The 26,090-nt window shown below is 71.2% G+C and carries 25 protein-coding genes and 1 pseudogene; 16 read left to right on the plus strand and 10 right to left on the minus strand.

The features are described 5' to 3' along the window. Positions 1-188: pseudogene (locus tag ABD785_RS23035) on the plus strand (carbohydrate ABC transporter permease); the annotation flags it as partial. Between the two features lie 7 nt (positions 189-195). Here the strand turns inward: ABD785_RS23035 and ABD785_RS23040 are convergent. After that, the gene (locus tag ABD785_RS23040; protein WP_344831779.1) at positions 196-2,241 is read right to left on the minus strand and encodes a substrate-binding and VWA domain-containing protein; all 2,046 of its coding nucleotides are present in this window, start codon (positions 2,239-2,241) and stop codon (positions 196-198) included. 141 nt (positions 2,242-2,382) lie between these two features. Here ABD785_RS23040 and ABD785_RS23045 point away from each other — a divergent pair, with 141 nt between their 5' ends. Both ABD785_RS23045 and ABD785_RS23050 read left to right on the plus strand, forming a co-directional pair. Next, positions 2,383-2,805, plus strand: coding sequence for a hypothetical protein (locus tag ABD785_RS23045; protein ID WP_344831781.1), 423 nt, complete (start codon positions 2,383-2,385; stop codon positions 2,803-2,805). Between the two features lie 6 nt (positions 2,806-2,811). Further along, a complete protein-coding gene (locus ABD785_RS23050; RefSeq protein WP_344831783.1) occupies positions 2,812-3,453 on the plus strand; it encodes a class F sortase in 642 nt (213 codons plus the stop codon). Here the strand turns inward: ABD785_RS23050 and ABD785_RS23055 are convergent. From ABD785_RS23055 to ABD785_RS23065, 3 genes are read right to left on the minus strand one after another with little or no spacing between them, the layout of a single operon-like run. Further along, a complete protein-coding gene (locus ABD785_RS23055; RefSeq protein WP_344831785.1) occupies positions 3,426-4,772 on the minus strand; it encodes an aspartate aminotransferase family protein in 1,347 nt (448 codons plus the stop codon). The two genes, ABD785_RS23050 and ABD785_RS23055, sit on opposite strands and share 28 nt — an antisense overlap. A 50-nt stretch (positions 4,773-4,822) precedes the next feature. Then, the gene (locus ABD785_RS23060; RefSeq protein ID WP_344831788.1) at positions 4,823-5,386 is read right to left on the minus strand and encodes a hypothetical protein; all 564 of its coding nucleotides are present in this window, start codon (positions 5,384-5,386) and stop codon (positions 4,823-4,825) included. Next, on the minus strand, positions 5,383-5,814 hold the full coding sequence (locus tag ABD785_RS23065; protein WP_344831790.1) for a hypothetical protein: 432 nt from the start codon (positions 5,812-5,814) through the stop codon (positions 5,383-5,385). Before ABD785_RS23065 ends, ABD785_RS23060 begins: the two co-directional genes overlap by 4 nt. Positions 5,815-5,933: 119 nt before the next feature. Between ABD785_RS23065 and ABD785_RS23070 the strand changes: the two genes are divergently transcribed. Beyond that, entirely contained in the window at positions 5,934-7,142 is a 1,209-nt protein-coding gene (locus ABD785_RS23070; RefSeq protein ID WP_344831792.1) for a sensor histidine kinase, read from the plus strand. Next, positions 7,139-7,741, plus strand: coding sequence for a response regulator (locus ABD785_RS23075; RefSeq protein WP_344831795.1), 603 nt, complete (start codon positions 7,139-7,141; stop codon positions 7,739-7,741). The genes ABD785_RS23070 and ABD785_RS23075 overlap by 4 nt, the downstream gene beginning before the upstream one ends. A gap of 22 nt (positions 7,742-7,763) precedes the next feature. On the opposite strand, the gene ABD785_RS23080 is transcribed toward ABD785_RS23075, so the two are convergent. Beyond that, complete coding sequence (locus tag ABD785_RS23080) at positions 7,764-8,219, minus strand: lamin tail domain-containing protein (RefSeq protein ID WP_344831798.1); 456 nt, start codon at positions 8,217-8,219, stop codon at positions 7,764-7,766. Between the two features lie 221 nt (positions 8,220-8,440). On the opposite strand from ABD785_RS23080, the gene ABD785_RS23085 reads away from it, so the two are divergent. Continuing rightward, the gene (locus ABD785_RS23085) at positions 8,441-8,896 is read left to right on the plus strand and encodes a GNAT family N-acetyltransferase (RefSeq protein WP_344831800.1); all 456 of its coding nucleotides are present in this window, start codon (positions 8,441-8,443) and stop codon (positions 8,894-8,896) included. Here the strand turns inward: ABD785_RS23085 and ABD785_RS23090 are convergent. Next, positions 8,893-9,537 (minus strand): TetR/AcrR family transcriptional regulator, encoded by a 645-nt coding sequence (locus ABD785_RS23090; RefSeq protein WP_344831803.1) that lies wholly within the window; start codon positions 9,535-9,537, stop codon positions 8,893-8,895. The two genes, ABD785_RS23085 and ABD785_RS23090, sit on opposite strands and share 4 nt — an antisense overlap. Before the next feature lie 114 nt (positions 9,538-9,651). Between ABD785_RS23090 and ABD785_RS23095 the strand changes: the two genes are divergently transcribed. Continuing rightward, positions 9,652-10,983 (plus strand): cytochrome P450, encoded by a 1,332-nt coding sequence (locus ABD785_RS23095; RefSeq protein WP_344831805.1) that lies wholly within the window; start codon positions 9,652-9,654, stop codon positions 10,981-10,983. Positions 10,984-11,220: 237 nt separating this feature from the next. On the opposite strand, the gene ABD785_RS23100 is transcribed toward ABD785_RS23095, so the two are convergent. Together ABD785_RS23100 and ABD785_RS23105 are read right to left on the minus strand one after the other, a co-directional pair. Further along, a complete protein-coding gene (locus ABD785_RS23100) occupies positions 11,221-12,168 on the minus strand; it encodes a sulfotransferase domain-containing protein (RefSeq protein WP_344831807.1) in 948 nt (315 codons plus the stop codon). A 254-nt stretch (positions 12,169-12,422) separates the two neighbouring features. After that, positions 12,423-13,772 (minus strand): APC family permease, encoded by a 1,350-nt coding sequence (locus ABD785_RS23105; protein ID WP_344831809.1) that lies wholly within the window; start codon positions 13,770-13,772, stop codon positions 12,423-12,425. A gap of 45 nt (positions 13,773-13,817) precedes the next feature. Here ABD785_RS23105 and ABD785_RS23110 point away from each other — a divergent pair, with 45 nt between their 5' ends. Next, positions 13,818-14,552, plus strand: coding sequence for an arsenate reductase/protein-tyrosine-phosphatase family protein (locus ABD785_RS23110; RefSeq protein ID WP_344831811.1), 735 nt, complete (start codon positions 13,818-13,820; stop codon positions 14,550-14,552). Then, positions 14,549-14,923, plus strand: coding sequence for a VOC family protein (locus ABD785_RS23115; protein ID WP_344831814.1), 375 nt, complete (start codon positions 14,549-14,551; stop codon positions 14,921-14,923). Before ABD785_RS23110 ends, ABD785_RS23115 begins: the two co-directional genes overlap by 4 nt. Positions 14,924-14,957: 34 nt before the next feature. Here the strand turns inward: ABD785_RS23115 and ABD785_RS23120 are convergent, their stop codons facing one another. Beyond that, positions 14,958-16,577, minus strand: a complete 1,620-nt coding sequence (locus ABD785_RS23120) for a serine/threonine-protein kinase (RefSeq protein WP_344831817.1) — start codon at positions 16,575-16,577, stop codon at positions 14,958-14,960. A 415-nt stretch (positions 16,578-16,992) separates the two neighbouring features. Between ABD785_RS23120 and ABD785_RS23125 the strand changes: the two genes are divergently transcribed. From ABD785_RS23125 to ABD785_RS23155, 7 genes are all read left to right on the plus strand, one after another. Beyond that, positions 16,993-17,673, plus strand: a complete 681-nt coding sequence (locus tag ABD785_RS23125; RefSeq protein WP_344831819.1) for a hypothetical protein — start codon at positions 16,993-16,995, stop codon at positions 17,671-17,673. 14 nt (positions 17,674-17,687) lie between these two features. Further along, complete coding sequence (locus tag ABD785_RS23130; protein ID WP_344831821.1) at positions 17,688-18,359, plus strand: response regulator transcription factor; 672 nt, start codon at positions 17,688-17,690, stop codon at positions 18,357-18,359. Beyond that, complete coding sequence (locus tag ABD785_RS23135) at positions 18,356-19,732, plus strand: sensor histidine kinase (RefSeq protein ID WP_344831824.1); 1,377 nt, start codon at positions 18,356-18,358, stop codon at positions 19,730-19,732. The genes ABD785_RS23130 and ABD785_RS23135 overlap by 4 nt, the downstream gene beginning before the upstream one ends. A gap of 47 nt (positions 19,733-19,779) precedes the next feature. Beyond that, positions 19,780-20,349, plus strand: a complete 570-nt coding sequence (locus ABD785_RS23140; RefSeq protein ID WP_344831827.1) for a PadR family transcriptional regulator — start codon at positions 19,780-19,782, stop codon at positions 20,347-20,349. Then, positions 20,346-21,077: an ABC transporter ATP-binding protein gene (locus ABD785_RS23145; RefSeq protein WP_344831830.1), complete on the plus strand. Its 732-nt coding sequence runs from the start codon at positions 20,346-20,348 to the stop codon at positions 21,075-21,077. Before ABD785_RS23140 ends, ABD785_RS23145 begins: the two co-directional genes overlap by 4 nt. Then, positions 21,074-23,521, plus strand: a complete 2,448-nt coding sequence (locus ABD785_RS23150; protein ID WP_344831833.1) for an FtsX-like permease family protein — start codon at positions 21,074-21,076, stop codon at positions 23,519-23,521. The genes ABD785_RS23145 and ABD785_RS23150 overlap by 4 nt, the downstream gene beginning before the upstream one ends. Positions 23,522-24,197: 676 nt before the next feature. Beyond that, complete coding sequence (locus ABD785_RS23155; protein ID WP_344831835.1) at positions 24,198-25,502, plus strand: cytochrome P450 family protein; 1,305 nt, start codon at positions 24,198-24,200, stop codon at positions 25,500-25,502. Positions 25,503-25,575: 73 nt separating this feature from the next. Here ABD785_RS23155 and ABD785_RS23160 read toward each other — a convergent pair whose 3' ends face one another. Then, a complete protein-coding gene (locus tag ABD785_RS23160) occupies positions 25,576-25,740 on the minus strand; it encodes a hypothetical protein (RefSeq protein WP_344831837.1) in 165 nt (54 codons plus the stop codon). Between the last annotated feature and the right edge of the window lie 350 nt (positions 25,741-26,090).

Consider the following 26,090-nt stretch of genomic DNA (forward strand, 5'->3'; position numbering starts at 1 on the left):
TCTTCCTGTCCAACACCCGCAACGGACCCATCACCATCGCCCTCAACGCCCTCGCCGGAGCACAATCACCCGACTACGCCGCCTCCATGGCCGGAGCACTCATCGCCTCCCTCCCCACCCTCATCGTCTACATCACCCTCGGCCGCTGGTTCATCGGCGGACTCATGGCAGGCTCCGTCAAGAACTGACGAGGGCTCAGAAGTTGGAGATGACCTGGGCGAAGATGTCGTCGATCTGGCCCGCTTTGCGAGCGTCGTAGGAGCGGGCCTCGGTGACCTCGGCGATCTTGTCGAGGACGGGCTGGTCGGCCTCCTCGCCGTAGCCGACCGTGAAGACCCGGACGGACTTCTCCCGGGGCTTGTCGAGACCGACCAGGAGGTTCTCAAGACTGAGCCCCGGCGGGTTGCGCTCGTTCCTGCCGTCGGTGAGGACGACGATGGCGTTGATCGCGTCGGCGGTCTGGTTCGAGCGCATCTCGTCGAAGGCCGCCGCCACCGTGTCGTAGAGGCCGGTCTGGCCGCCCGACGTGAGCGCGTTGATCTGCTTGCGGAGCTCGCCGCCGGTGGACGAGATCGGTCCCGGGACGACGAGCCGCCGGTAGTCGCGGTCGCCGTCGAGCCCGGAGGAGAACGACCACAACCCGACCCGGTCGTCCGGGCCGAACTGGCCGATGGCCTTGACGGCGGCGTCCTTGGCGAGCTTCAGGCGGCTCTTGCCCGTCCCGGCGACCATCGTGTCCATGGAGCCGGACTTGTCGATGATGAGCAGCACGTTGGCGCGTTTGCGCAGGCGCGTCCAGCTCTCCAGGACGGCCTTGACGACGCCGGGGCTGAACTGGTTCAGCGGAGTGACCCGGGAGTCCGGCGGGATCCCGTTCTCCAGGGTCGCGATCGGCCCGGGGCGTCCCTGGTAGTCGCGGTAGCCGTTCTTCTGGAGGAAGGCCTGCGACTCGGGGGAGTGGAGATAGGTGAGGAAGTCGGCGGCCACCCTCTTCTTGTCGGCGTCCATCCAGGCGAGCTGGACGTAGGGGTGGTCGGAGTCGTAGGTTCCCTCCTCCGGATAGATGGCGACCAGCTTGGTGCGCGGCGGCGGTTTCTTGCCGTAGTCCTTGGGGTCGCCGGTCGGATTGCCCAGGTTGTAGTCGGTGATCGACCGCTCCTCGGCGGCGATGGCGGAGAGGTAGCCCAGGGCCTGGCCGCGCTGGTCGGCCCGGTACAGGTTCTCCATGAAGGTGGCGGACACGTCGCCGTAGTGGACGACCGAGCGTTCGACGGTCTTCACGAACTCCTGGACCTCCGGGCGGCCGATGTCGGCGACCGTCATGTCGGAGGTGTTGCCGGTGGCGGCGAAGTAGGTGCCGAGGGTGGCGTTGAGCCCCGAGGTGGAGAAGTTCGGATTGGTCTTGCCGAGCCGGAACGGCCCCCACTCGGGGTGGCCGTGGGCGCCCCAGCCGCGCCGGTCACGGGCCAGGGCGGCGATGTCCTTCCAGCCGATCCGCTTGTCCGGCCAGCCGAGCGCCCGGCCCATGGGTTCGGGCATGGCGATGGCGAGCGGGCTCTTCACGATCGAGGGCTGCTCACCGTCGGGAACGGGTCCCGGCTCGTCGCGTCCGGAGACCTGCTGGCGATAGAGGGTGAGCCAGACGGAGGAGACCGGGCTCCACACGTCGGGCCGCGGACCGTCGGCGGTGCTCCAGCCGCCGGCCAGCGCCTGGACGGCCTTGCCCGAGTTGGAAGAGACGATGTCGACGTGACCGCAGAGGTCGCCGATCTTCCGTCCCTTGTTGTACTTGTCGGCGCGCTTCGCGAGCACGGTGTCCTTGCCCTGCGACGCCGCGATGAGGATCTTGACGCTCCGTCCGGTGCAGCCGTCGTCCTTCCGCACCGCCGACAGGGTCGCGAGGTAGACGCCGAGCCCGCCGATCTGGACGATCAGGGTCACGGCCAGCAGCGGGATCAGCAGATGCCCGCTGCGCCGCCGGGTCCTGTTCCGCAACGCGGTCCCGAGGGCCCGTACCGACTCCCACCAGTCCTGGAGATGGCGTCCCTCGATCTGGTCGAGCTGCCGTTGCAGCCCCCAGCCGAGCAGGGTCGTGATCAGTGACAGCACGGTCGCGAAGACCAGGGCGAGGACGAGGCTCAGGCCGCGCTGGTCGCCGAGGTCCTTGGTGAGGAAGGTGGCTATCAGGCCGACGACGGCATAGGCGACGAGAAGGATCAGACCTCGGGCGATGATCCGCATCCGAACATCCTGACGTCATCCGGCGGGCAGGACAATGGATTCCCGATATGTGCCCCGTTTCCCCCCCGACCGATTGAATGGGGTTTCTGGTGGGTAGTCCTCTTCGCATTGGGTGATCGTTCGACTACGGAGGGTCGGTTCATGCGGGTGAGGTTCGCGGCGTTCGCCGCATTCGTGATCGGAGCCCTGGGGCTGATGCTGCCCGGGTCGGCGGCCTCCGCGGCCGCCGGGCTGCCGCTGGGCAACGCCAGCTGCGCGGCGACCTACAAGTCCGTCACCTGCGACGACCTGTCGGAGGCGGAGAGCTACGCGGCCGCGTACTGCTACGGCTCCGAGAGCGCCCTGACCTGCCCTGGAGTGGGACGCGACTGCGCGGTCCAGGATGACGGGATCCTCTGCACCAAGGGTCCGGCCAGGCGGCACCGCCCGCATGGAGGGGTCGCGACCGGCGGCGGAGGCGCCTTCGAGGGGCCGAACCTCGGCCTGGCCGCGGCGGGGGCGGGCCTCGCGGCCCTGGGCGTCGTGCTGGTGGTCGCCCGCCGGCGCCGTGCGTCGGGGTCCTGACGCGCGATGGGACGTCATCGGGGTCCGCTCGGCAACGCGGCCCTGCTCGGGCTCGTGGTCGTCGGGGTGCTGGTGTTCTTCAGGGGCATGGCGGTCAAGGCTCCGCCCCGGCCCGCGGAGCCCGTCCTGACCGTCCCGAACTACGACGACCCGGAGTCCGCGCGCGTCCCGCCGATGCGGGCGTCGCCGCCGGTCCGGCTCAGCATCCCCCGGATCGGGGTGTCGACCACGCTGCTGCCGCTGTCCCTCACGCCCGAGGGCGCGCTCGAGGTGCCGGCGCTGAGCAAGGCCGACCGGGCCGGCTGGTTCCGCGACGGTCCCACCCCCGGCGAACGCGGCTCGGCCGTGATCGCCGGGCATGTCGACTCCGAGCGGGACAAGGGCGTCTTCTACCGGCTCGGTGAGCTGAGACCCGGCCAGCTCATCACGGTCACGCGCAGGGACGGCACCGCGCCGGTCTTCCGCATCCACACCATCAAGAACGTCACCAAGTCCGACTTCCCCGGCTCCGAGGTCTACGGCCCGGCCCGCTACTCCGCCCTGCGCCTCATCACCTGCGGCGGGACGTTCGACGCCGCGACCGGGCACTACACCGAGAACCTCATCGTCTACGCCTCGCTCTACCGGCCGCCCGCGCCCGGCACCTGACCGGCGTTCACGGCAAGATCGGCTTCGCGGGCCGCCCTGGTCAGCGCGGTGTCGAGGATCTCCAGGCCGAGATCCAGCTCCTCGGGCGTGACGGTCAGCGGCGGGGCGATGCGGAAGACCCCGCCCATCCCGGGGAGCTGGACGATGTTCATGTGCAGGCCCAGGCTCAGGCACTCGGCGGTGACCCGGCGGCCGAGATCGTCGGCCGGAGCCTTGGTCTCCCGGTCCAGGACGAGCTCGATGCCCTGGAGCAGGCCGCGCCCCCGGACGTCGCCCACGCACGCGTGCCGCTCCTGGAGGGCGAGCAGACCCGACCGGAGCCTCTTCCCGAGAACCCCGGCCCGCCGGTCGAGGCGTTCACGCTGGATGACCGTCAGGACGGTTCGGCCGACGGCGGCCGGCAGTGGATCGGAGACATGCGTGGTGAAGAACAGGTAGCCGAGCTCGTGGCAGCGCTCCTCGATCTCGGCGCTGGTCACCACGGCGGCGAGCGGCAGCCCCGCCCCGAGGGTCTTGGAGAGGGTGAGGATGTCGGGGACGACGCCGTCGCGTTCGAAGGCGAACATCTCTCCCGTCCGGCCGAGCGCGGTCTGGGCCTCGTCCAGGATCAGCAGCATGCCGCGTTCGACGCATTTGGCCTTGAGCGCGGCCAGATAGCTGGTCGGCAGTTCGATGAGGCCTCCCGAGCTGATGATCGGCTCGACCAGGCAGGCGGCGAGACTCCCCGCCGACTGCCGGTCGACCAGCTCGAAGGCGTGGTCGAGTTCGCTCCGCCAGTCGTGCCGGCCGCCGTCCAGGAAGCGGGTCCGGTAGGCGTTCGGCGGGGGGATGGCGATGTTGCCGGGGACCGGGGGACCGTAGCCGCGACGGCCCGCGCTGTAGGTCGCGGCCGCGGCGCCGGACGTCATCCCGTGCCAGGAGTTGCTGAAGCTGACGATCTCGTAGTTGCCGGTGTACAGCTTGGCCATCTTCAGGGCGGCCTCGTTGGACTCCGCGCCGGTCGTCAGCAGCAGCGACTTCTCCAGCGGCGCGGGCGTCGCCTCGGCGAGCATCCGGGCCAGATCGACGACCGGACGGCTCAGCATGCCGCTGAACAGGTGGTCGAGCGAGGCCACCGACTCCCGGACGGTCGCCACGACCTCGGGATGGCCGTGCCCGAGGATCGCGCTCATCTGCCCGGAGGTGAAATCCAGGATCGCCCGCCCGCCGGCGTCATGGACGAACGCCCCGGAGGCCCTCTCGATGACGGCGGGCACGAACGCCCCGCCGTACCGCACCAGATGCCGCTCGACGTCCTGCCAGAACTCCGCGTCGGTCATCGCCGTCTCCCTCACCGTGTCGCCGTCCTCCCGATTGTCGTCACCTCCGGCTAGAGGAGGAAGAGGAGCATCGCCGCGACCGCGACGTCGACGACGCCGCAGGCCTCCGCGTAGGAGCGGGAGACGACCCTGCCGAGCCTCAGGTGCACGGCGTCCCAGACTCCGTGCAGGAGCCAGCCGGCCGCGATCAGGTAGCGGCCCAGGTCGGGGTCCACCGCCAGGCCCGCCAGTGCGACGGCGCCGAATCCGAGCATTCCCGCGGCCTGGACGCCGAAGGCCCGCCGCCCGTCCGGGGTTCCGGTGACGGCGCCCACGACCAGCATGACCAGCGCGGCGGCGGCGATGACGGTGGCCAGGGGGACCCTGTCCAGCAGGCCGACCGTGAACGTCACCGCCGTCAGCGCTCCGACCACGGGCCAGGAGGCGGCCCGCCGTCCGATCTGGTTGAGGATCAGGTACTCGAGCGGAAGCAGGAGCAGGAGCTGCCCGAACCCGTCGACCGCGTCGGCGACGTCCCCGAGCCCGCCCGCCGAGATGAGCGCGGAGACGGCGAGCGCCACGACCGTGGGCCAGCGGTGCAGCAGGGCGCCCGCTCCGTGTGCGTGTCCGGTCATGACGGCGAGACCTCCTGACGGAATCCGTACTCGCCGCGGCGGCGGAGCATCACGACGAGCATCAGCGGCAGCATGACCAGATGCTCGAGCATGATCATCGACTCCGCGCCGATGACGTCCAGCCACAGCAGCGGGAACAGGACCAGCAGGGGAGCGGCCATCGCCCCGCACATCTCCAGCGCACCGGCCCACCGGTGCCCGCGGATCCGCATCCACATCAGCATCCCGGCGGACATCTCGGCCACCATCGTCAGGGACGCCGCCTCCGGCCGCCGGTCCGCGTCGAACCCGCCTCCCACCAGGCCGACGGCCGCGCCGAGGACCAGCATCCCCACCGCCATCGCGATGACCATCTCCATGTAGTGCCGCGCGAAGTGCCCCCAGCCGCCGCCGTGGCGTGTGCGGGCGATCTCCTCCTGAGCGTGCATGGCCGTTCCTTCCGTTCCGGTGTCCTGATGACGCCCTCAGCCTGCGGGAACGCCGCGATCGCCAGTAGTGCCGGACCACCACGGGCCCGCATGACATCTGTCATGCGGATACCGGACGAATGACACCCGACCGGACGGCCCTCGGCTGGAACAATGGCGGCGTGGGCAACGAGGGCGGGACGGGACTCGCGGGCTTCCGCCGCTACACCTGGTGGGCGGTGCCGGGGACGAACGCGGGCATCCTGATCCTGTTCACCGCCGAATGGGTCCTGGACGGCGACGTGCCGATCGGGCCGCGGCTCTTCAGCGTCGCAGCGATGATCGTCGAGGTGGCCGCGGTCGTGGTGCTGCTCAACACCCGCCTCACGGCCGGCGCCCGATCCGCCCGGCCCCGGCCGCCCGCCGGCTGGCCCGCCGCGGGAGCGCTCGCCGCCCTCGTCCTCGCGGTCTGCCCGCTGGCCCTGCGCAACTACGGCCTCTGGCCGCTGGCCCCCGCGATGATGACGGCCGTCATGGCGACCTACCTCGACCCCCGGTCCCGGCGACGGCTGATCGTCGGAGCGACGGTCCTCGCGGCCCTTCCCGGTGGCGCGGTCAGCCTGGCGAGCGGGGACGGGGCACTGGTCTACGCCGTCCTGTTCCCGCCGGGGCTGTTCGCCTTCGTCGTCTGGGCGATGCTCGGCCCGCTGTGGGCCTGGGACGTCGCGGGACGGCTGGACAACGCGCGCCGCCTGTCGGCCGAACTGGCGATCAAGGACGAGCGGCTCAGGTTCGCCGCCGATCTGCACGACATCCAGGGCCACCATCTCCAGGTGATCGCGTTGAAGGGGGAGCTCGCGGCCCGGCTCGCCCACGCGGATCCCGAACGGGCCGCCGCCGAGATGTGGGAGGTGCAGAAGCTGGCCACCGACGCGCTCCGCGACACCCGCGCGGTCGTCCAGGGCTACCGGCGCACCACGCTCGACGAGGAGATCGCGAACGCGACCCGGGTGCTGGCCTCGGCCGGCATCGACGCCCGGACCGACCTGGACCCCGCCGTCGTCGGCGACACCGCCCGTCATCTGCTGGGCCTGGTGATGCGTGAGGCGACCACGAACGTCCTGCGGCACAGCCGGGCGCGCAACGCCGAGGTCGGCTACCGGGTGACCGGCGGCGTCGTGCGCCTGCGGGTGGGCAACGACGGCGCGCTCGCCCCCGAGGCCTCCTCCGGGACGGGCCTGGGCACCCTCGCCGAGCGCCTGCGCGCCGCCGGAGGCGATCTGGTCTGGGAGCACGACGGCGAACGCTTCGAGGTCACCGCCTCCCTGCCCGTGGGGGAGGGGCCGTGATCCGGCTGCTGATCGCCGACGACGAGGAGCTCCTCCGCAGCGCCCTGGCCGCCCTCCTGGCGCTGGAAGAGGACCTCGAAGTGGTCGCCGAGGCCGCCACCGCCACCGAGGCGGTCCGTCTCGCCCGCGAGCACCGTCCCGACATCGCCGTGCTCGACCTGGAGATGCCCCCCACCGACGGGCTGCACGCCGCCGGGGAGATCCGGTCCGGGCTCCCCACCCAGATCATCCTGGTCACCCGGCACGCCCGTCCCGCGGTCCTGCGCCGGGCCCTGTCCGCGGGCGTCCGGGGCTTCGTGCCCAAGACGACCCCCGCCTCCCGGCTGGCCGAGATCATCCGCGATGTCGCCGCGGGCCGCCGCTACGTCGACCCCGACATCGCCGCCTCCGCCCTCACGGAGGACGACTGCCCGCTGACCGAGCGGGAACTCGAGGTCCTGCGCGCCGCGCGCACGGGAGCGTCGGTCAACGAGATCGCCGCCCAGGTGCACCTGGCCCCGGGCACGGTCCGCAACTACCTCTCGGCCGCCATGACCAAGCTCGCGGCGCCGACCCGGCACGCCGCCGCCCACCACGCCTGGCAGCAGGGCTGGATCTGACGGCCCGGGCCGTCGGATGAGGTCAGCAGGAGGCCCAGTTCCGGCTGCCGGAGGCCTTACAGGAGTCGACGCGCTTCCCCGAGGTGTTCCTCAAGGTGGCGGTGTCCCCGCTGTTCTTCCAGGCGTACCAGGTGCGGCCCCAGTAGCGGTGGCCCGGCGAGTTGCCGCCCCGCCCGGTATGGAGCGTGACACTCTTGCCCGGCCCGACGGACGTGCTGGGGAAGGTGTACCGGTCACCCGAGCTGTCGCGCACGCTCCAGCCCCTGAGATTGCGGGTCTTCTTGCTCGCGTTCCTGATCACGATCCGTTCGGCGTTGAGGCTGGCGGCGCCGCCCCGGTCCGTGCCGGGCGAGTCGTGGTAGACCCGCGTGATCTTGAACGTGGGCTTCGGGGTCGCGAAGGCGACAGTGGTGAATCCTGAAGTGGGGGCTAGGACGCCGATGGCGATGAACACGGCGGCGGCTTTCAACAGGTTCATGCCTCAAAGGGTAGATATCCACCACCGACCGCGATATGACCTTGATGGAGAGCCCTCGATTCCCCCCGGGTGCGAAGTCTGTGAAGCCGGCGCGTTCTCAGAGAAGAGGCGGGCGACCGGTCTCCCTCTCGCATCGACCGAATGCCATGCTTGAGGGGAACGGAAATAGGGCTATGGGGCGCAGCGGACCCGGTGGGGCCGGGCGCCTGTGGGGGAGCAGCATGGAGATCGTTGTCGACGACCTGTCCGGCCCGCGGATCATCGAGCTGCTCGACGAGCACGTCCAGGAGATGCGCTCGATCACGCCCCGGGAGAGCGCCCATGCCCTCGACCTCGAGGATCTGCGCAAGCCCGGCGTCACCGTCTGGTCGGTCCGGGACGGCGACGCGGTCGTCGGCGTGGGCGCGATCAAGGAACTGGATCCGTTCCACGCCGAGCTGAAATCGATGCGCACCACCTCGAAGCTCAAGCGGAGCGGCATAGCCTCCCTGCTGCTCGAGCACATCATCACCGAGGCCACCGCCCGGGGCTTCACCCGCCTGAGCCTCGAGACCGGATCCGCCGACTTCTTCCTCCCCGCCCGCCGCCTCTACGAGCGCTTCGGCTTCACCTACTGCGCCCCCTTCGCCGACTACCAGCCCGATCCCAACAGCGTCCACATGACGAAAACGCTCTAGGTCAGGCGGCGGTGGAGGGGGGCGGCCAGATCGGCGGTCGTCAGCAGGAGGGCGACGGTGTAGTCGGCGAGGTGGTCGCGGCTGATGGGGACGTCACCGCGCAGCCAGGCCGCGGTGAGGTCCCACAGCCCGGCGGTGAGGGTGAAGGCGGTGAGCGACAGGTCGGTGTCGGAGAGGGTGGCGTCGCCGACGAGGTCGCGGGTCTGGGCGGTGAAGAACCCGGAGAGAGTGCGGATGATCTCTCCTCGGCGCTGCTGGAGCAGGGGGTGGGCGGGGAACTCGTGGCCGAGGATGTGGGCGCGGCGCGGATCCTCGGTGAGGAAGTCGAGGGTGGCCGAGGTGCTGGCGCGGGCGATCTCGGCGATCTCGCGGGGGGCGTGCGCTGCGGCGTCGAGGATGGCGGAGGTGCCCTGGGCGGCCTGGTCGTCGACGACCGCGAGCAGCAGGGCGTCCCGGTCGGTGAAGTTCTCGTAGAAGTACCGGTCGTTGAGGCCGGCGAGCGTGCAGACCGCGCGGACCGTCGCGGACTGCCAGCCGGTCGTTCCGAGCAGCTCCAGCCCCGCTTCCAGCAGCGCCGCGCGGCGCAGGGCGCGGCGCTCCTCGGCGGGGATGCCGCGATAGGTGCGCTGGGTTCGGGTCACCCCGCTGATTGTGCCGTACATCTGCCTCTTGACGTTTGCCCCGAACATCACCATCGTGGACAGAAGAATTCTGGTGTGAAACCACACCAGAATTGAGTCGAGAGGGCGATCACGGTGACCGCAGACCACATCGAGCAGGGCGGCCCCGCCCTCGCCGACATCGATCTGACCGACCTCAGGTTCTGGTCGCGTCCGCTGGAGGAGCGCTACCAGGCGTTCGCCGCGCTGCGCGCGCAGCCCGGCCTGAGCTTCAACCAGCTGCCGAAGATGCCCCTGGTCGGGCAGAGCCCCGGCTCCTACGCTCTCGTCCGCCACGCCGACGTCGCCGAGGCCAGCCGCAACCCCGCGATCTTCAGCAGCGAGCCGAGCGCCACCGCGCCCACCGACCTGCCGCGCTATCTGGAGCGCTACTTCCGCTCCATGATCGACATGGACGACCCCCGGCACGCGGCCATCCGCAGGATCGTCTCCCGCGCCTTCACCCCGCGGATGCTCTCCAAGGCCGAGGACGACATCGCCGGCCGCGCCCGCCGCATCGTCGACGAGCTGATCGCCTCGGGCCCGGGGGACTTCGTCGAGAAGGTCGCCGTCCGGCTGCCGGTCGAGGTCATCTGCGACATGTTGGGCATCCCCGCCTCGCACCACGCCCGGGTGGTCGCCCTCACCAACATCACCGTCGGCTACTCCGACCCCGAGTACACCGGGATCAACCCCGACTACAGCTCAGGCGTCGCCAAGGTCGGCACCCTGGCGATGGCACGTTCCCTCGGCACGATGGCCCTGGCCGGCTGGCGCCTGCACCGCCTCGCCTCCCGCCTCGGCCGCGACCGCGTCAAGAACCCCAAGGACGACCTGACCTCCGCCCTGGTCAACGCCAACGTCGACGGCGAGCGGCTCACCCCCCAGGAGTTCGGCGCCTTCTTCCTCCTGCTGGTCGTCGCGGGCAACGAGACCACCCGCAACGCCATCGCCCACGGCCTGAAGCTCCTGACCGACCATCCCGACCAGCGGGCCCTCCTTCTGTCCGACTTCGACGGCCGCATCCCCGGCGCCGTCGAGGAGATCCTCCGCTACAGCAGCCCCGTCATCTTCATGCGCCGCAACCTCACCCAGGACTACGTCCTCAACGGCCACCAGTTCCGCAAGGGCGATCGCGTCAGCCTCTTCTACCCCTCCGCCAACCGCGACGAAACGGTCTTCACCGACCCCGAGGCCTTCGACATCACCCGTTCCCCCAACCCCCACATCGCCTTCGGAGGCCCCGGCCCGCACTACTGCCTGGGCGCCAACCTCGCCCGCCGCGAGATCACCGTCATGTACCGGGAGCTCTTCACCCGCCTCCCCGACATCAAGGCCTCCGCCGCCCCCGACCGGCTCCAGTCCGGCTTCATCAACGGCCTGAAGCGCCTCCCCTGCACCTTCACCGCACCCCCCGCCAACCCGTGACCCCAGCCCCCGCCCGAACGGCCGGCCACTTTCCCGCGGAGTGGAGGTCGTGGCCGGCACCCATGCGAAGCCGGACGAGCTCGAAGCGGCGCTGAAGGGGGTGGTCCGGCTGCACGTCACGGTGACGGCCGTGCTCGCCGAGGCCGGACCCGAGCTGGTGGAGCAGGCGGTCACCGGGGTGTCCGAGGCCGATGCCGGCTACGTTCTCGGCTGGTACGCCGAACCCGCACCACGCCGTCAGAGGTCGCCTGCCGTCGGCAGCGCGGGCCGGTGGATCCACGCGGCGAGATCGGCTGGCGCGCATTCGGCGACTCGGCTGGCGTAGCGGGGAAGCTCCTGCTCGCCGAGGACCCGCCGCCACTGGCCTGTTGATCCGCTGTGGAAGAACCGGTCGTGGTCGCGGTAGAAGCCGTCGTGGCTGGCTTCGGGCGCGAGCTCGCGGGCTCGGCCCTTCATGGCAGCGAAGGTGGCGGCCTGGACCAGGTCCGGCCAGGCCGTCTCGGTGATGGTGATCCCGAGCCGGGCGGCTATGTAACGCATCTGGCCTTCGAGGTCGTCAAGGAGGTCCTCGTAGCGCAGCAGCACGATGTTGGGCCGGTCACGCACCTGCCAGAACGTGTCCAGATGGTGGAGCATGATCTCCAGGTCGGACACGGACTTCCCGGGCGCGGCCGGGTGGACCCAGGACCAGAAGCGTTCGCGCGAGGTCCCGCTCGGCGGGGACGGAGCGGTGGCCAGCAGCTCGGCGAGGACCGCGGCGCCCATGGCGTCCTCGCGCAAGGCGAGGGACACGGTCCGGTCGGTGTTGCCGGCGTGGCTTTCCAGGGACACGGCCACGTCCCGGGGGTCCCGGCTTGCGCACAGGTAGGTGACCCGGTCGTCGAAGGGCAATCCGTCGAGGGGCGTATGGGTCTTGATGAACCGCCGGTGCGCCTGTGCCTCGAGGTCGGACAGCACTGCGGGGAGCGGGCGCAGCAGGACGTCCAGCCACGGTGAGATCCGGTCGAGCGGCCGGTCGAACGTCGCGGTCTTGAAGATCTCCAGGGCGCAGATCATCTGCAGCCAGGTCGTGCCGCACTTCGCCGGGGTGCTGATCACGATGTCGCCGGGACGGAACACGAACCCGTCCCAGCGAGCGGAGTCCGTGAAGGAGGTCTGGTAGCGAACGCGTTCCCCCGAGCCCATGCGGGGACAGTGACAGCGACCAGATCGGCCCGTCAACCGTGCCGCGAACGACCGGAGCGTCCGAGATCCTCGAACTCCCAGGGCCGTGGAACGAAACGATGGACCGGCCGGGCGGAGCCGCCGGGGCTACGTGCGGGGACGACGAGGCCAGACGCGTAAGCGAGGATGATTCGGGCAGCACTCCCGGACGAGTTCCAGCTCGGCGGCGCCGTCGGCCGCCTCGCCCACCACCTCGACGTCGCCCCGGAGCACTTTCACCGGCCCGTCTCATCGGGCGGACCGGTATCGGCAGTGCCCGCGTCCTGGCCGTCGCGGCCCTCGGCTGGAGGACCCTGGCCCGCGTCGCCGGTCGAGTTTGCCGTTGACCGCACCAGCAGGCGGCCGGCCAGCCCGAGGGAGAACATGGCCACGCCCGCCGCGACGGACTGCCAGGGCAGCGTGACGATCAGAGTCAGGCAGCCCAGAAGGCCGAGCACGTTGAGGGCGCGCGGCCAGCGGCGTTCGGCGGCGGGCTGGGTGAAGGCCGCAGCGTTGGCGACGGCGTAGTAGATGAGGACGCCGAACGAGGAGAAACCGATCACGCCCCGCAGGTCGCCAGTGACCACGAGCACGGAGACCACGACCGCGAGGGCGACCTCGGCGTGGTGGGGCACCCGGAAGCGCGGATGGACCGCGGCGAGACGCCGGGGCAGGTCGCGGTGGCGGGCCATGGCCAGAACGGTGCGCCCGATGCCCGCGATCAGTCCCAGCAGGGCGCCCAGTGCCGCCAGCGCGGCCCCGGCACGCACCACCGGAGCCAGGACGCCCGCGCCGGCGGCCTCGACGGCCGTGGTCAGCGGGGCGTCGGAGGCGGCGAGCCGTTCCGGTCCCGCGGCCAGAAGCGAGGCGACCCCCACCACGAGATAGACGGCCACGGTGAGGAAGAGGGCGATCGGGATCGCGCGCGGGATCGTCCGCTCGGGGGCGCGGACCTCCTCGCCCATGGTGGCGATGCGGGCGTAACCGGCGAAGGCGAAGAAGAGCAGTCCCGAGGCCTGGAGAATCCCGTGGAGGCCGCCGGACGTCCAGTCGCCGAGGTCCGCCGAGCCGGCGTCGCCTCCTACGGCGATGCCCACCACGACGACGCCCAGCGACAGCAGGCTCGCGGTCACGAGCGCCCGGGTGAGCAGAACGGTCTTGGCCACGCCGCGGTAGTTGAGCGCGGTCAGTCCCGACACGGCGGCGACGGCGGCCGCACGCCGAGCCCACCAGGGTCCGGGAACGGCATACGCGGCGAAGGTCAGCGCCATGGCCGCGCACGAGGCGGTCTTGCCCACCACGAAGCCCCATCCGGCGGTGAAACCCCACCAGTGCCCGAGCCGTTCACGACCATAGATGTAGGTGCCGCCCGAGACCGGATGCACCGCCGCCAGCTGCGCCGAAGCGATCGCGTTGCAGTACGCGATCACCGCCGCGACCGCCAGCCCGGCCAGCAGGCCCGACCCGGCGACCCGCGCCGCGGGGCCGAACGCCGCGAACACTCCTGCGCCGATCATCGATCCGAGGCCGATCACCACCGCGTCCCCGGTTCCCAGCCGGCGCGCGAGCTCCGGAGGGGAGACCATCGCCGCCTCCAATACATCAAATGGGTTTGATGTATCGTGGTACGCATGCCGTCACCACGTCAAGGCGTGCCGGAGTTCGTGCGCCTGGCCGCGCACCCGCTGCGCTGGCGCCTGCTGACCGGGCTCGCGGGCGGAGATCTCCGCGTCCGCGAGCTTGTGAAGCTGACCGGCGAACCGCAGAACCTGGTCTCCTACCATCTGCGGCTCCTTCGCCAGGGCGGCCTCGTCACCGCCCAGCGCAGCAGCTTCGACGCCCGCGACAGCTACTACCACCTGGACCTCGACCGTTGCGCCGAAGGCATCGGCGGCGTCGGCGACGCACTGCATCCGTCGCTCGGCCGTGAGCCGCGGCCCCTGGTCCCGTCCCGCCGCAAGGTGCTCTTCGTGTGCACGGGCAACAGCGCCCGTTCACCGATCGCCGAAGCGCTGCTCCGCCACCGCACCGACGACCGCATCGAGGTGTCGAGCGCGGGCACCCGTCCCAAACCCGAGATCCACCCCGGCGCGATCCAGATCCTGCGCAGCCGCGGTCTCGACATCGGCGCCCAGCGTCCCCGCCACCTCGACACCAAGCTCGGCCACGGCTTCGACCACGTGATCACCCTGTGCGACAAGGCGCGCGAGGCCTGCCCGGCCTTCGACGACGCGCGCCAGGTCCACTGGAGCCTGGCCGACCCGACCCAGGCCGACGACCTCCGGCAGGCCTTCCGCCGGACGGTGACGACCATCGACACCCGTATCCGCCACCTGCTGCCCGTCCTCGCACAGGAGTCGCCATGACCTACGCCAGCGTCCGCTACATCGTCGACGACGTCCAGAAGAACATCGACTTCTACACCACCCACCTGGGCTTCACCCTCAACTTCACCGCGGCGCCCGCCTTCGCCGACGTCGTCCGCGGCCCCCTGCGCCTCCTGCTCTCGGGACCGATGAGCTCCGGCGCCAGGGCCACCCCCGCCGACGCCGACACCCCGGGCCGCAACCGCATCCACCTGATCGTCGAGAACCTGGAAGACGAGGTGGCCCGCCTGAAGGCCGCGGACCTGACCTTCCGCAGCGACCTGGTCACCGGACCGGGCGGCAGCCAGGTCCTCCTCGAAGACCCGGCCGGCAACCTCATCGAGCTCTTCCAGCCCAGCGCCCCGACCTGAGCCCGCCGTCGACCACGTGTCTTGCGGACGGGGGTCAGGGGGTCGGGTCGGGTTCGGGATCGTCGGTGGACTCTTCCGGCGTCGGCTCGTCCGTCGGTTCCTCGGGGGTGGGTTCGCTGGTCGTGGGGGTCGCGCTGGGTGTGCCGGGAGAGGTGGCGGTGGCGGTCACGTGGAAGGTGATGTTGGTCGGATCGCCCGCGTCGTCGGGAATGACGACGTCGGCCTCGTAGGTGCCGGGCTCCTCGGCGGTGAAGGTGACGGTGACCGAGCAGGGGCCGCTGGCACCGGTCGCGGGGCAGGCGGTGAGGGCGGCGGTGAAGGCCTGGTCACCCTTGACCTCCAGGCTCTTCTCGTCATCGCACGACAGCCATTTGAAGGCGAAGGAGTAGGCCTCGCTGGAGCCGACCTCGACCTCGCCGAAGTCGTGGGAGGCACTCTCCTTGGTGCACGAGATGGGCTGCGCGCTCGTCGTCGGGCTGACCGGGGGGACCTGCCCGGAGATGGTCGGTGTCGGCTGCGGCGTGAGGGGAGTCTCGGTCGGGCCGGTGGTGGGCGCGGTGGCCGTGACCGTGGGGACGGCCGTCGACACGGAGGGGAGAGGAGAGGGAGGGGTCTGGGTGCCCGCCTGCGCGGCGGGCCGGGCGGGCTTGTCGTCGGAGGCCAGCACGAGGTAGCTGGTTCCCCCCGCCACCGCGAGCGCCGCGATCACCACCGCGGCGACCTTGACCGCCAGGCCGCCGCCCGCTGGCATCCCCGAACCTCCTGCGGTCTGTGCGGGCAGCCCGCCGTGGGCCAGGGCCGCGGCGGGCAAGGTGCTGGCCAGCGCGGCCAGGGCGGCGGCGCCGCGCTCCTCCCAGCGCGGTCCGTAACCCGCCTCGGCCATCCGCTCCAGCCCGGTCACGAACGCCGACGCTCCCGGCGGCCGCAGGGCCGGGTCCTTGGCCAGCCCGTCATAGACCAGCCGCCGGACGGGCTCCGGCACCCTCTCGTACGGAATCGGCGCCATGCGGTGGAGCTGCTCGAGCTCGCTCAGATTCCCCGCCCGGAACGGCGGACCGCCGGTCAGACACTCGAAGAACACGGCCGTGGCGGCGTAGACGTCACCGGCGGGGGTGGCCTCCTCCCCGCCCCACTGCTCGGGCGGCATGTACGACGGCGTGCCCGACCGCCCGGCGCGTTCGCCGAACCGGCTCGCGATACCGAAGTCCACAAGGGTCGACAACCCCTGCTCGGTGACCAGGACGTTCCCCGGCTTGTAGTCGCGGTGCACGACCCCCAGCCCGTGCGCCGCGGCCAAGCCGAGCAGCGAACCCTTGAGAACCGTCAGGGCCGCCTCCGGCGCCATCGGACCCGTCGCGACCAGAAGGTCGTTCAACGCGATCCCCGGAACGAAGTCCATGAGGATCGCGGCCCCCTCGGAACCGCCCTCGACATAACCCCGCAACCGCACCACATGCGGCGACCTGACCCGCGACAGCAGCGCCGCCTCACTCCGGAACGCCCTGCGGAACCGCTGGTCGGCCTCCAACCGCCCCGCCAGATATTTGACCGCGACCAGCTCACCCGTCGCCCTGTCACGAGCCAGCACGACCCGCCCCATGGCCCCGGAACCCAGCTCCCGAACCTGATCGAACCCAGGAATCACCCAGTCCATACCGGGTTGGACGCCCCACCCCGCCCACCCGCCCACAAACGGCCGGACCAGGTCACCTCCACCCCCGGCGGCGCCCCGCTCCGAACCGTCCCGGGTTCTGCCGGAGGCTGTGATGTGGCCCTGGCCGACGATGAGTTGCCCGGGTCTTCCTGTGCCCGGCGTAGGAGGACGATCTGACCGTACGGAGCGATCGTGCAGGAGTGAAGACGCCCCGGCCGACCGGGGACCGCCGCCCGCAGGGGCTGCGTCTCGTTCGCCCACGTCATCGACGAGGCCCGACGCGAGGTTCGGCCGGCCTTCCTGAAGGAGACCGGGCTCTATGGCGGTTCTAAGGTTCGCCGACGGTGGGTCAGAGGGAGGGCTGTTGTGCTGGGGGCGTCGGGCCGAAGTGGTCGGTCCTGGTCAGGAGATGCAGATGAGACGGAAGACAGGTGTGGCGGCCGCCGGGCTGGCGCTCACGATGGTGGTGGGAGTCTCGGTCGCGGCGGTGGCCGAAGGCGATGAGGGCGGCAAGAAGCCCGGGCCCGGTTCTTCTGCCCCCAAGGACAAGCAGGACAAGGGGAAGGGCGACGGCTGGGTGGCCGAACTCGCCAAGCGCTACGGCGTCAGCGAGGCAGCACTCGAGAGAGCGCTTCGGGACGTCAAGGTCGCGCTCAGCGACAAGCGCAGGTCGCCGGCCGATCCCGCCATCGTCGCCAAGCTCGCCGGCGCGCTGGGGATCTCCCCGGCCGAGGCCTCGAAGCTGATCAAGGAGGTGTTCGTCCGGTCGGGACCGCACGGCGGGAAGGGCCCGGGGAAGCCGGGTGGGAAGAAGGAGCAGGGGCCTCGGATCGGTCCCGAGGTCGTCGCGAAGGCCCTCGCGGAGGAACTCGGCATCGCGTATGACAAGGCGGTGGCGCTGGTCGCCGACCTGGACGGGCTCAGCCGCGACCACGGGAACTCTCCCTCCGACCCGAGGTTCGCCGCGATCGCGAAGAAGCTGGGTCTCACGGCCCAGCGGCTGGAGGACGCTCTGCGGAAGGTGAAGACGAGGCTGAGCGAGTCCGAGAAGCCGGACCCGCCCAAACCCGTCTCACCCGAGCCTTACAAGAGCTAGGGCACCCTGTGGGGATGCGGGTGCTGGTGGTCGACGATGACGCGGCGGTGCGCAGTTCGCTGGCGCACGCCCTGACCCGGGACGGCTACGAGGTGTCGGTCGCGCCCGACGGCAGGACGGCTCTGGAAGAACTGGCCAGAACCCGTCAGGACGCCGTCGTGCTGGACATCCTGATGCCCGAGCCCAACGGCCTGGAGGTCTGCCGGGCCCTGCGCGGCAGCGGTGACGCCACCCCCATCCTCATGCTCACGGCCCGCGACCTGGTCTCCGACCGGGTCGCGGGCCTGGACGCGGGTGCCGACGACTACCTGGTGAAGCCGTTCGCGCTGGACGAGCTGAGGGCCAGGTTGCGCGCCCTGCTGCGACGCAGCGGCGCGGCCCGGGAGACCCTCACCTACGCCGACGTCGTCCTGGACACCGCGGCGTGCAGGGCGCGGCGCGGAGAGCGGCGACTCGAGCTGACCCGCACCGAGTACGCGCTGCTCGAGCTGTTCCTGCGCAATCCCGAGCGGGTGCTGAGCCGTACCCTGATCCTCGATTCCGTCTGGGGATACGACTTCGGGACCTCGTCCAACGCCTTGTGGGTGTACGTGAGCTATCTGCGGTCGAAGCTCGAGTCCGGCGGCGAGCCTCGGCTGGTGCAGACCGTCCGGGGACTGGGCTACGTCCTGCGGGAGGAGGGGTGAGCCTGCGCAACCGGGTGGCGCTGGCCGGCGGCGCGGTGGTGCTGGCCGCGCTCGTGCTCGCCTCCCTCGTGCTCTACCCCTCGCTGGACGCCCAACTGAGCCGGCAGCACGACGCCACCCTGGTCGCGGTCGTCGCCGACGCCGAGAACACGATCCGGCAGGTCAAGGACAAGTCCCGGGCCGTGGGAGCCACCCCGCCGCCCTTCTTCGACGGCCAGCCGCTCGACGTCGGGTCCACGAAACTGCAGTTGATCGTCCCAGAGGTGAGCGCCGGACCCAGTCCCGAGTTCATCGACATCACGGCCAAGGACGTGCAGGTCGCGACCGGTCTCCTGCCTCCGTACTTCCAGGACACCGAGTACGGCGGCGTCCGATACCGCGTCTACACGGCGCCCCTGCCCGACGGCGAGGGCGCCCTGGTCCGCGCCGCCACCCCGACGTCCGTGGTCGGTGCCCCGCTCGGCCGGCTGATGCTGCTGCTCGTGCTGATCACCCTCGGCGGGGGCCTGGCCGCCGCGCTGGTCGCCCGGCTCGCGGCAGGGCGGGTGCTGCGCCCCGTTCACCGGCTGACGGAGACGGTGGAGCACATCACCGCGACCCAGGATCTGGGCGCGAGCATCGAGGTCAGGGGCCGGGACGAGATCGGCCGCCTGGCCCGCGCCTTCGCCTCGATGACCGCGGCGCTCGACGCCTCCGTCAGCGCCCAGCGACGGCTGATCGCCGACGCCTCACACGAGCTGCGCACCCCGCTGACCAGCCTCAACACCAACCTGGAACTGCTCGACGAGGGTCTGGGAGTACGAGATCCCCAGGCACCGGCCCTGGTCACCGCCGCACGCGAGCAGACCCGGCAGCTCATGGCGCTGGTGGGCGACCTGATCGACCTGGAACGCTACGGCGACGACGACACCCACACCGAGGACATCCGGCTGGACCTCCTCGCCGAACGGGTGGCCGCCCGGGCCGCCGCCAGGACACCGCGCCTGGACATCAGCACGGATCTCGCCGAATGCCTCGTCCACGGCGATCCCGACGCGCTGGAGCGGGCGGTCGCCAATCTCGTGGACAACGCCGTGAAGTGGAGCCCTCCCGGGGGCGGCGTCACCGTGCGCGTCGACGGGCACGGAACACTCCGCGTCACCGACCAGGGCCCCGGCATCGCGGCGACCGACCTGCCCTACATCTTCGACCGGTTCTACCGCTCACCAGAGGCCCGCTCGCTCACGGGGAGCGGACTGGGCCTGGCGATCGTCCGACAGATCGCGGAAACCCACGGCGGCACCGTGACGGTCCGGACGCGAGAGGAGGGAGGCACGAGCTTCCTCCTCGCCCTGCCACCGTCGGCGCCCGGAGAGCAAGGCCTTGAACCCTAGAGAATACTCAGTATTATACCGAGTATTCTCCAGGAAGGCGGGACGTCGTGAGTGTGAGGCACGCGTTGCTGGCACTGTTGAGCGAGGGCCCCAAATACGGGCTTCAGCTGCGGCAGGAGTTCGAGGCCCGGACCGGAGAGGTGTGGCCGCTCAACGTCGGGCAGGTGTACACCACCGTGCAACGGCTGGAACGGGACGGACTGGTGGAGTCCGATGACGGCGAAGCACCCGGCCCGCAGAAGACCTACCAGATCACGGACAAGGGAAGCGCCGAGCTGACGGCGTGGCTGACGACGCCGCCCGCCGACAGCGCGCCACCCCGCGACGAGCTGCTGATCAAGGTACTGGTCGCCGTGCGCCTCCCCGGCGTCGACGTCGGATCGATCGTCCAGGCGCACCGGCGGCAGCTCATCCAGACGATGAGCGGCTACGCCCGGCTCAAGGAGAACGCGGCGGAGGACGACTTCGAGCTCCTCCTCGTCGTGGACGCGGAACTGTTCCGGCTGGAGGCGTCCGTGCGCTGGCTGGACGTCGCCGAGGCCAGGATCCGTGACCTCCCTCCCGCGACGGCCACCGCCGCCGCACCGGTGCGCAGGACGGCGAGGTCGGCCGGATGACCGCGATCCTCGAACTACGCGATGTGACCAAGGTGTACGGATCAGGGGCCTCGGAGGTCCGCGCCCTCGTCGGGCTCGATCTGATCGTGCGGGCCGGAGAGATGGTCGCCGTCATGGGCCCGAGCGGCTCGGGCAAGTCCACCCTGCTGACGATCGCCGGGAGCCTGGAGCAGCCGTCCAGCGGAGAGGTGCTCATCGAAGGGGTCTCGCTGACCGGCCTGCCCGCCGACGAGCGGGCCCGGCTGCGCCGCCGTCGCATCGGCTACGTCTTCCAGGACTACAACCTCCTGCCCGGCCTCACCGCGAGCGAGAACATCTCGCTCCCGCTGGAGCTGGACGGGATGAAGGCGCGCAAGGCCTCGGCCGTCGCCCGGCAGGTGCTGGAGGAGATGGACCTGGCCGACCGTGCGGGCAGCTTCCCGGACGAGCTGTCGGGCGGGCAGCGTCAGCGCGTCGCGATCGGACGGGCCCTCATCGGCGACCGGCGGCTGCTGCTGGCCGACGAGCCCAGCGGAGCGCTGGACACCAAGGCGGGGGAGGGGGTTCTGCGCCTGCTCCGCAAGGCGTGCAAGGGCGGTGCCGCCGCCGTGATGGCGACCCACGACGCCCAGCTCGCCGCCTGGGCCGACCGGGTGGTCTTCGTCCGTGACGGTGTCGCGGTGGACCACACCTCCCCGGCGGCCGGCCCGGAATCCCTGCTCATCGCCGATGCGGAGCCGCCGCGATGACCGCTCTTCGCACACCGCGCTCCCGCCGCGCGGACGGAGGCCTGCCCGCCCGGCGCGCCGTGGTGCGCTGGTCGTGGCGGCTTCTGCGCCGGGACTGGCGCTCGCAGATCCTGGTGACGATGCTGCTGACCACGGCCGTCACCCTCGCGGTATGCGGGGGGACGGCCCTCTACAACGCCCCGCCCCCGGGCAGCGCACATCTCGGAACGGCCGAGCACCGCGTCAAGTTCACCGTGCCCGACGCGGCGACGGCGACGGCCGCCGTCACCGCGCTGCACTCGGGGATGAAGACAGCCGACGTGATCGAGCAGGCCTTCGCCTCCGCACCCGGCTACGCCACGCCCATCGAGTACCGGGCCCAGAACCTTCGCGGCTTCCACACCGGCCCGATCCTGTCGATCCATCGGGGCCGGGCCCCGTCCGGCCCCTCCGAAGCGGCGGTCACCGACGGGACGGCCGAGCTGCTCGGCCTCCGCCTCGGCGGCACGATCGGCCTGGACGGCACGTCACGCACGATCATCGGCATCGCGGAGAACCCCGCGGATCTGGGCGACGAGTTCGTCCTGGTCCCGCCCGGGACGATCACCCCGCAGGCGGTGTCGGTGCTCTACTCGGGCGACGACGAGATCAGGCGCCTCATCCCCGCGGGGATCAGCCTCGACCGCGAGGATTTGCCGACAGGGCCGTCTGAGAAGGCCGTCGTCACGACCCTGGTCCTCGGCGCGGCCACGATCCTCCTGCTGCTGGTCTCCTTCGTGGCGGCCGCCGGGTTCGCCGTGCTCGCCCAGCGGAGGCTGGTCCAGCTCGGGATGTTCGGCGCGATCGGCGGCACCTCCCGCCAGATCAGGCTGGTGGTCTCGGCCAACGGCCTGCTCGTCGGCGGCCTCGCCGCTCTCCTCGGGACCGTGGCCGGAGTCGCGCTCTGGCTTCCGCTCGCACCGGTGATGGAACCGCGCGTCCATCATCGGATCGACCCGCTCGCGCTGCCCTGGCCGCTGATCGCCATGCTCGCCGCGCTCACGGTGTTCATGGCGGCGGTCGCCGCCTGGTGGCCCGCCCGCGCGGTCTCCCGGCTGCCCGTCGCCACCGCGCTGTCCGGACGTCCCCCCGCACCCCGCCCCGCGCACAGACCGGCGCTCCTGTCGGCAGGACTGCTGACCGCCGGAATCGGCTGCCTCGCCCTCGGCCAGAAGACCGATCCGACGCTCGTGATCACGGGCACCGTCGCGACCGCGCTGGCCATCATGTTCGCCGCTCCGCTCGCCGTCAGTGCCCTGGCGGCGGCCGGGAGGAGCACACCCATCGGGATGCGCCTGGCCCTGCGCGACCTGTCCCGGCACCGGGCCCGCTCCGCCGCCGCGGTCGCCGCGATCAGCCTCGCCCTGGGCATCCCCGTCGCCACCGTCATCATCGCGACGGGCGCCCAGACCACCCCGGCCACCGGCAACCTCGACGCCCGGCAGCTCCTCGTCAGATTCACCGAGCCCGATGGCCCCCACCCCCAGGACATCCCCCGGCACACCTCCCAGGAGCTCACGGCCCTGACGGACCGGGTGAACCTGATGGCCGGCGACCTGCCGGAAGCGACACTGATCCCGCTGACGATGGCCTACGATCCCGCCGCGGAACGCCTGGGCCGTGAGGCACCGGCGGCGGGAACCCAGAGGGCCATCACCCTCGGCGTTCCCCAGGGGAGCGACCAGACGCGCGACGTCCCCACCTACGTCGTGAGCCCCGGACTCCTGGCGGCACTGGGCGTCCGGACAGTCGTTCCCCCGACGGCCGATGTCATCACCGGAGGCCACGGGAAGCTGGTGCTGCCTCCCTACAGCAGGGGAAAGGATTTCGAAGAGGTCGCGACCGCCCGGGTCCCGATGCCCGCCTACACCTCCCTGCCGACGACCCTCCTCACCGCGAACACCCTCGAACGCCGTCGATGGCGGACACTCCCCGCGGGCTGGCTGATCTCGGCGAAAAAGCCGCTCACCGGACCGCAGATCGCCGAGGCCCGCAAGATCGCCGCCGACACCGGACTGAACATCGAAGTCCGCGACTCCCAGCAGAGCCTCGGCTCCGTCCGCGCCGGCGCGACCGCCATCGGCTGCCTGCTGGCCCTCGGCATCCTCGCCATGACGGTCGGCCTCATCCGCAGCGAGGCCGAGGCCGATCTCAGCACCCTGGCCGCGACCGGTGCGAACTCCAGAATCAGGCGCACCCTCACCGCGACGACCGCCGCCGCCCTCGCCCTCCTCGGCGCCACGCTCGGCACCCTGGGCGCGACCCTCGCCCTCGGCGCGGTCTACCGCCAAGACCTGGGCGTCTTCACCCGCATCTCTCCCGCCTACCCGATGACCCTCCTGACCCTTCCCCTCCTCGCCTACACCACCGCCTGGCTCCTGGCCGGCCGCGAACCCCCGACTCTCACCCGCCGCCTCTCCGACTAGGACCGACTCCACACGACCGCGTCGGCCGCCGCACCCGGTTTCACCGCCGAAGGGGACTCACGGCGTCGAGCAGGTCTTCGTGGGTGACGGTCTCGATGGTCCAGCCGTGCGCCATCACCATGATCCGGTCGCGGGTCGCCGTCTGGGAGAGGCGGTGCGCGACGACGACCGCGGTGCGCCCGGTGAGGAGGGAGTGGTAGACGCGGGTGGCGAGAACGATCGTCAGCGCGGTGCCCGAGGACCGCCGAGTGCGCCGTGACGACCGTGACCGTCAGGACCGTGGCGAGGTCCGCGATACCGGCCTTCACGCGGTCGACGAGGAATCCGATCGCCCCGGGAATGATCAGGTCGTTGCCGGTGCTGATGATCCCCAGCGCCCCGGTCGCGACGAGAACCCAGCCAGACCCTCGGCGGCCCCGGGCAGAACCTGACTTTGTAAAGGCATCGGGTCGTGCCTGCGATTCCCTCGGCTCCCGGAACCAGTGATCTTGGCAACAACTTCTTGCGCGTGGGCGCAAGCGGGCCGAACCGGCCGGATCTACCGTTCTCCCCGGAGGCGTCGTTCATGGCGTCTCCGGTTTGGCCTGTCCGGCTGGACGGCGTGGCCATTGATCGAAGGTCGCGGCGGCGACCGGCCGGCACGGCGTTGCGGTCTGAGCCTCAGGGAGGTAGAGAAGTGGCCCACGAGCTTGAAGAGGAAGCCGCGAAACTGTACGGCGCCGGATTCACGGCGGACCCGCGAGGCGTCTACGCGACGCTCCGGGAGCGTTTCGGCAGCTTCGCTCCGGTCGAACTCGCGCCGGGGGTGCGCGCCACCATCGTCCTCGGCTACGACGCGGCTCTGGACATCCTGCGAGAACCCGAGACCTTCCGCAGGGACCCGCGCACCTGGCAGAAGACCGTCCCCGCCGACCACCCCCTACTGTCGATCATGGGATACCGGGCCAGCGCGTACTACAGCGACGGCGCCACCCATGCCCGGTTCCGCAAGACCATCACCGACAGCTTCGATCGAGTCGACGTCCACGCCTTGCGTCAGGTCGTGGAACTCAGCGCCGACGTCCTCATCGACCGCTTCTGCGGGCAGGGCGAGGCGGACCTGTGCGCCCAGTACGCCTCCCGGCTCCCCGTCATGGTCTTCACGCGGCTCTTCGGCTGCCCGCCCGAACTGGGTGACCGGTTCCTGCGCTCGGCGCGGATGCTCGCCGATCTCACCGAGGCCGAGCAGGGCGTCGCGATGTTCGCCCAGGCCTGCAAGGACCTGGTCGCGCTCAAACGGGCGGAGCCCGGCTCGGACGTCATGTCCTGGATGATCACCCACCCGGCCCGGCTGAGCGACGAGGAACTGGCCGAGCAGATCGGCCTGCTCATGGGGATGGGCGCCGCCACCGTCTGCAACCTCATCGGCAACACCCTGCGGCACCTGCTGTCGAACACGCGCTTCGCCGAGGGCCTGTCCACCGGCAGCCTGTCCGTCGAGGACGCCATCGACGAGGTCCTGTGGGCCGAACCGCCCGTCCCCAATCTCGCCGTCTCCTACCCCGAGCACGCCGTCGAACGTGACGGCCACACCATGCCCGCCCACCAGCCGGTCATCATCTCCTTCGCCGCCGTCAACGCCGACCCCACCAAACCGGCAGACCAGCGGGCCGGTAACCGCTCCCACCTGGCCTTCAGCGCGGGCCCGCACGGCTGCCCGGCCAAGAACCACGCGCGCGTCATGGCCTCATGCGCCATCGACAAGCTCCTCGACCGGCTCCCCGACCTCGAACCGGCCGTTCCCGAAGCGGACCTCACCTGGCACCCCGGCCCCTTCCACCGCGCTCTCACCGCCTTGCCCGTGCGCTTCAGCCCCGCTCCACCTCTGATGACGGCCCCGGCCCCCTCCGCTCCCGCATCCACCCTGCCACCGGCGCAAGACAAGGCCCCCTCCCGCCTCACCCGCTGGCTCCGGCAGGCCCGCCCCCACTCCAAGATCTGACAGAGATCGACCACCTCGTCGCCCGTTCCACCAGGATGACGACCCGGAAAGGATGTCTCGGCCCGAGGCGCGGTCACAGGTCGGGTGCCGCCCCGGTCAGGGCGGTGATGCGGGCCATCGTCGCGCGGTAGCGCGTGGCGAGGGCATGGTGCGGGCCGGAGGCGAGGCGGTCGAGCCGGGCATCGCGGGCCTTCAGGGCCTCCGAGAGCATCAGGGCCCGGCCGCGTTCCAGAGCCACGGTCGCCCCGGCCACCGGGGCGGAGAGCAGGCGAGCTGGTGCCAGGCGGCCCTGACGTGGAGGTCTCCGGCCGTGCGCAACCGGCTCTGCTGGTGTGATCTGCGGAGCTGCGCCCGAAACAGCTGGTGGGCGGCCTGAACGCCCCAGGCCAGGGCGTCGGCCGCCTCCGCGTGCGCGCTGCGATGGCCGGCCCACCGGCCCCGGAAGAGCGCTGCTTGAAGACCGGCGCCGGGATGGGACTCCGAGGCGATCCTGCAGCTCTCCCTGAGAAGGGAAGCGGCCTCCTCAGCCTGATCGGGGTCGCTGAGCCGGTTCCTCTGTCCGACGGCGGCCCGTGATTGGACAGCGAT

Source organism: Actinocorallia longicatena, from assembly GCF_039534125.1.
GTDB lineage: Bacteria > Actinomycetota > Actinomycetes > Streptosporangiales > Streptosporangiaceae > Actinocorallia > Actinocorallia longicatena.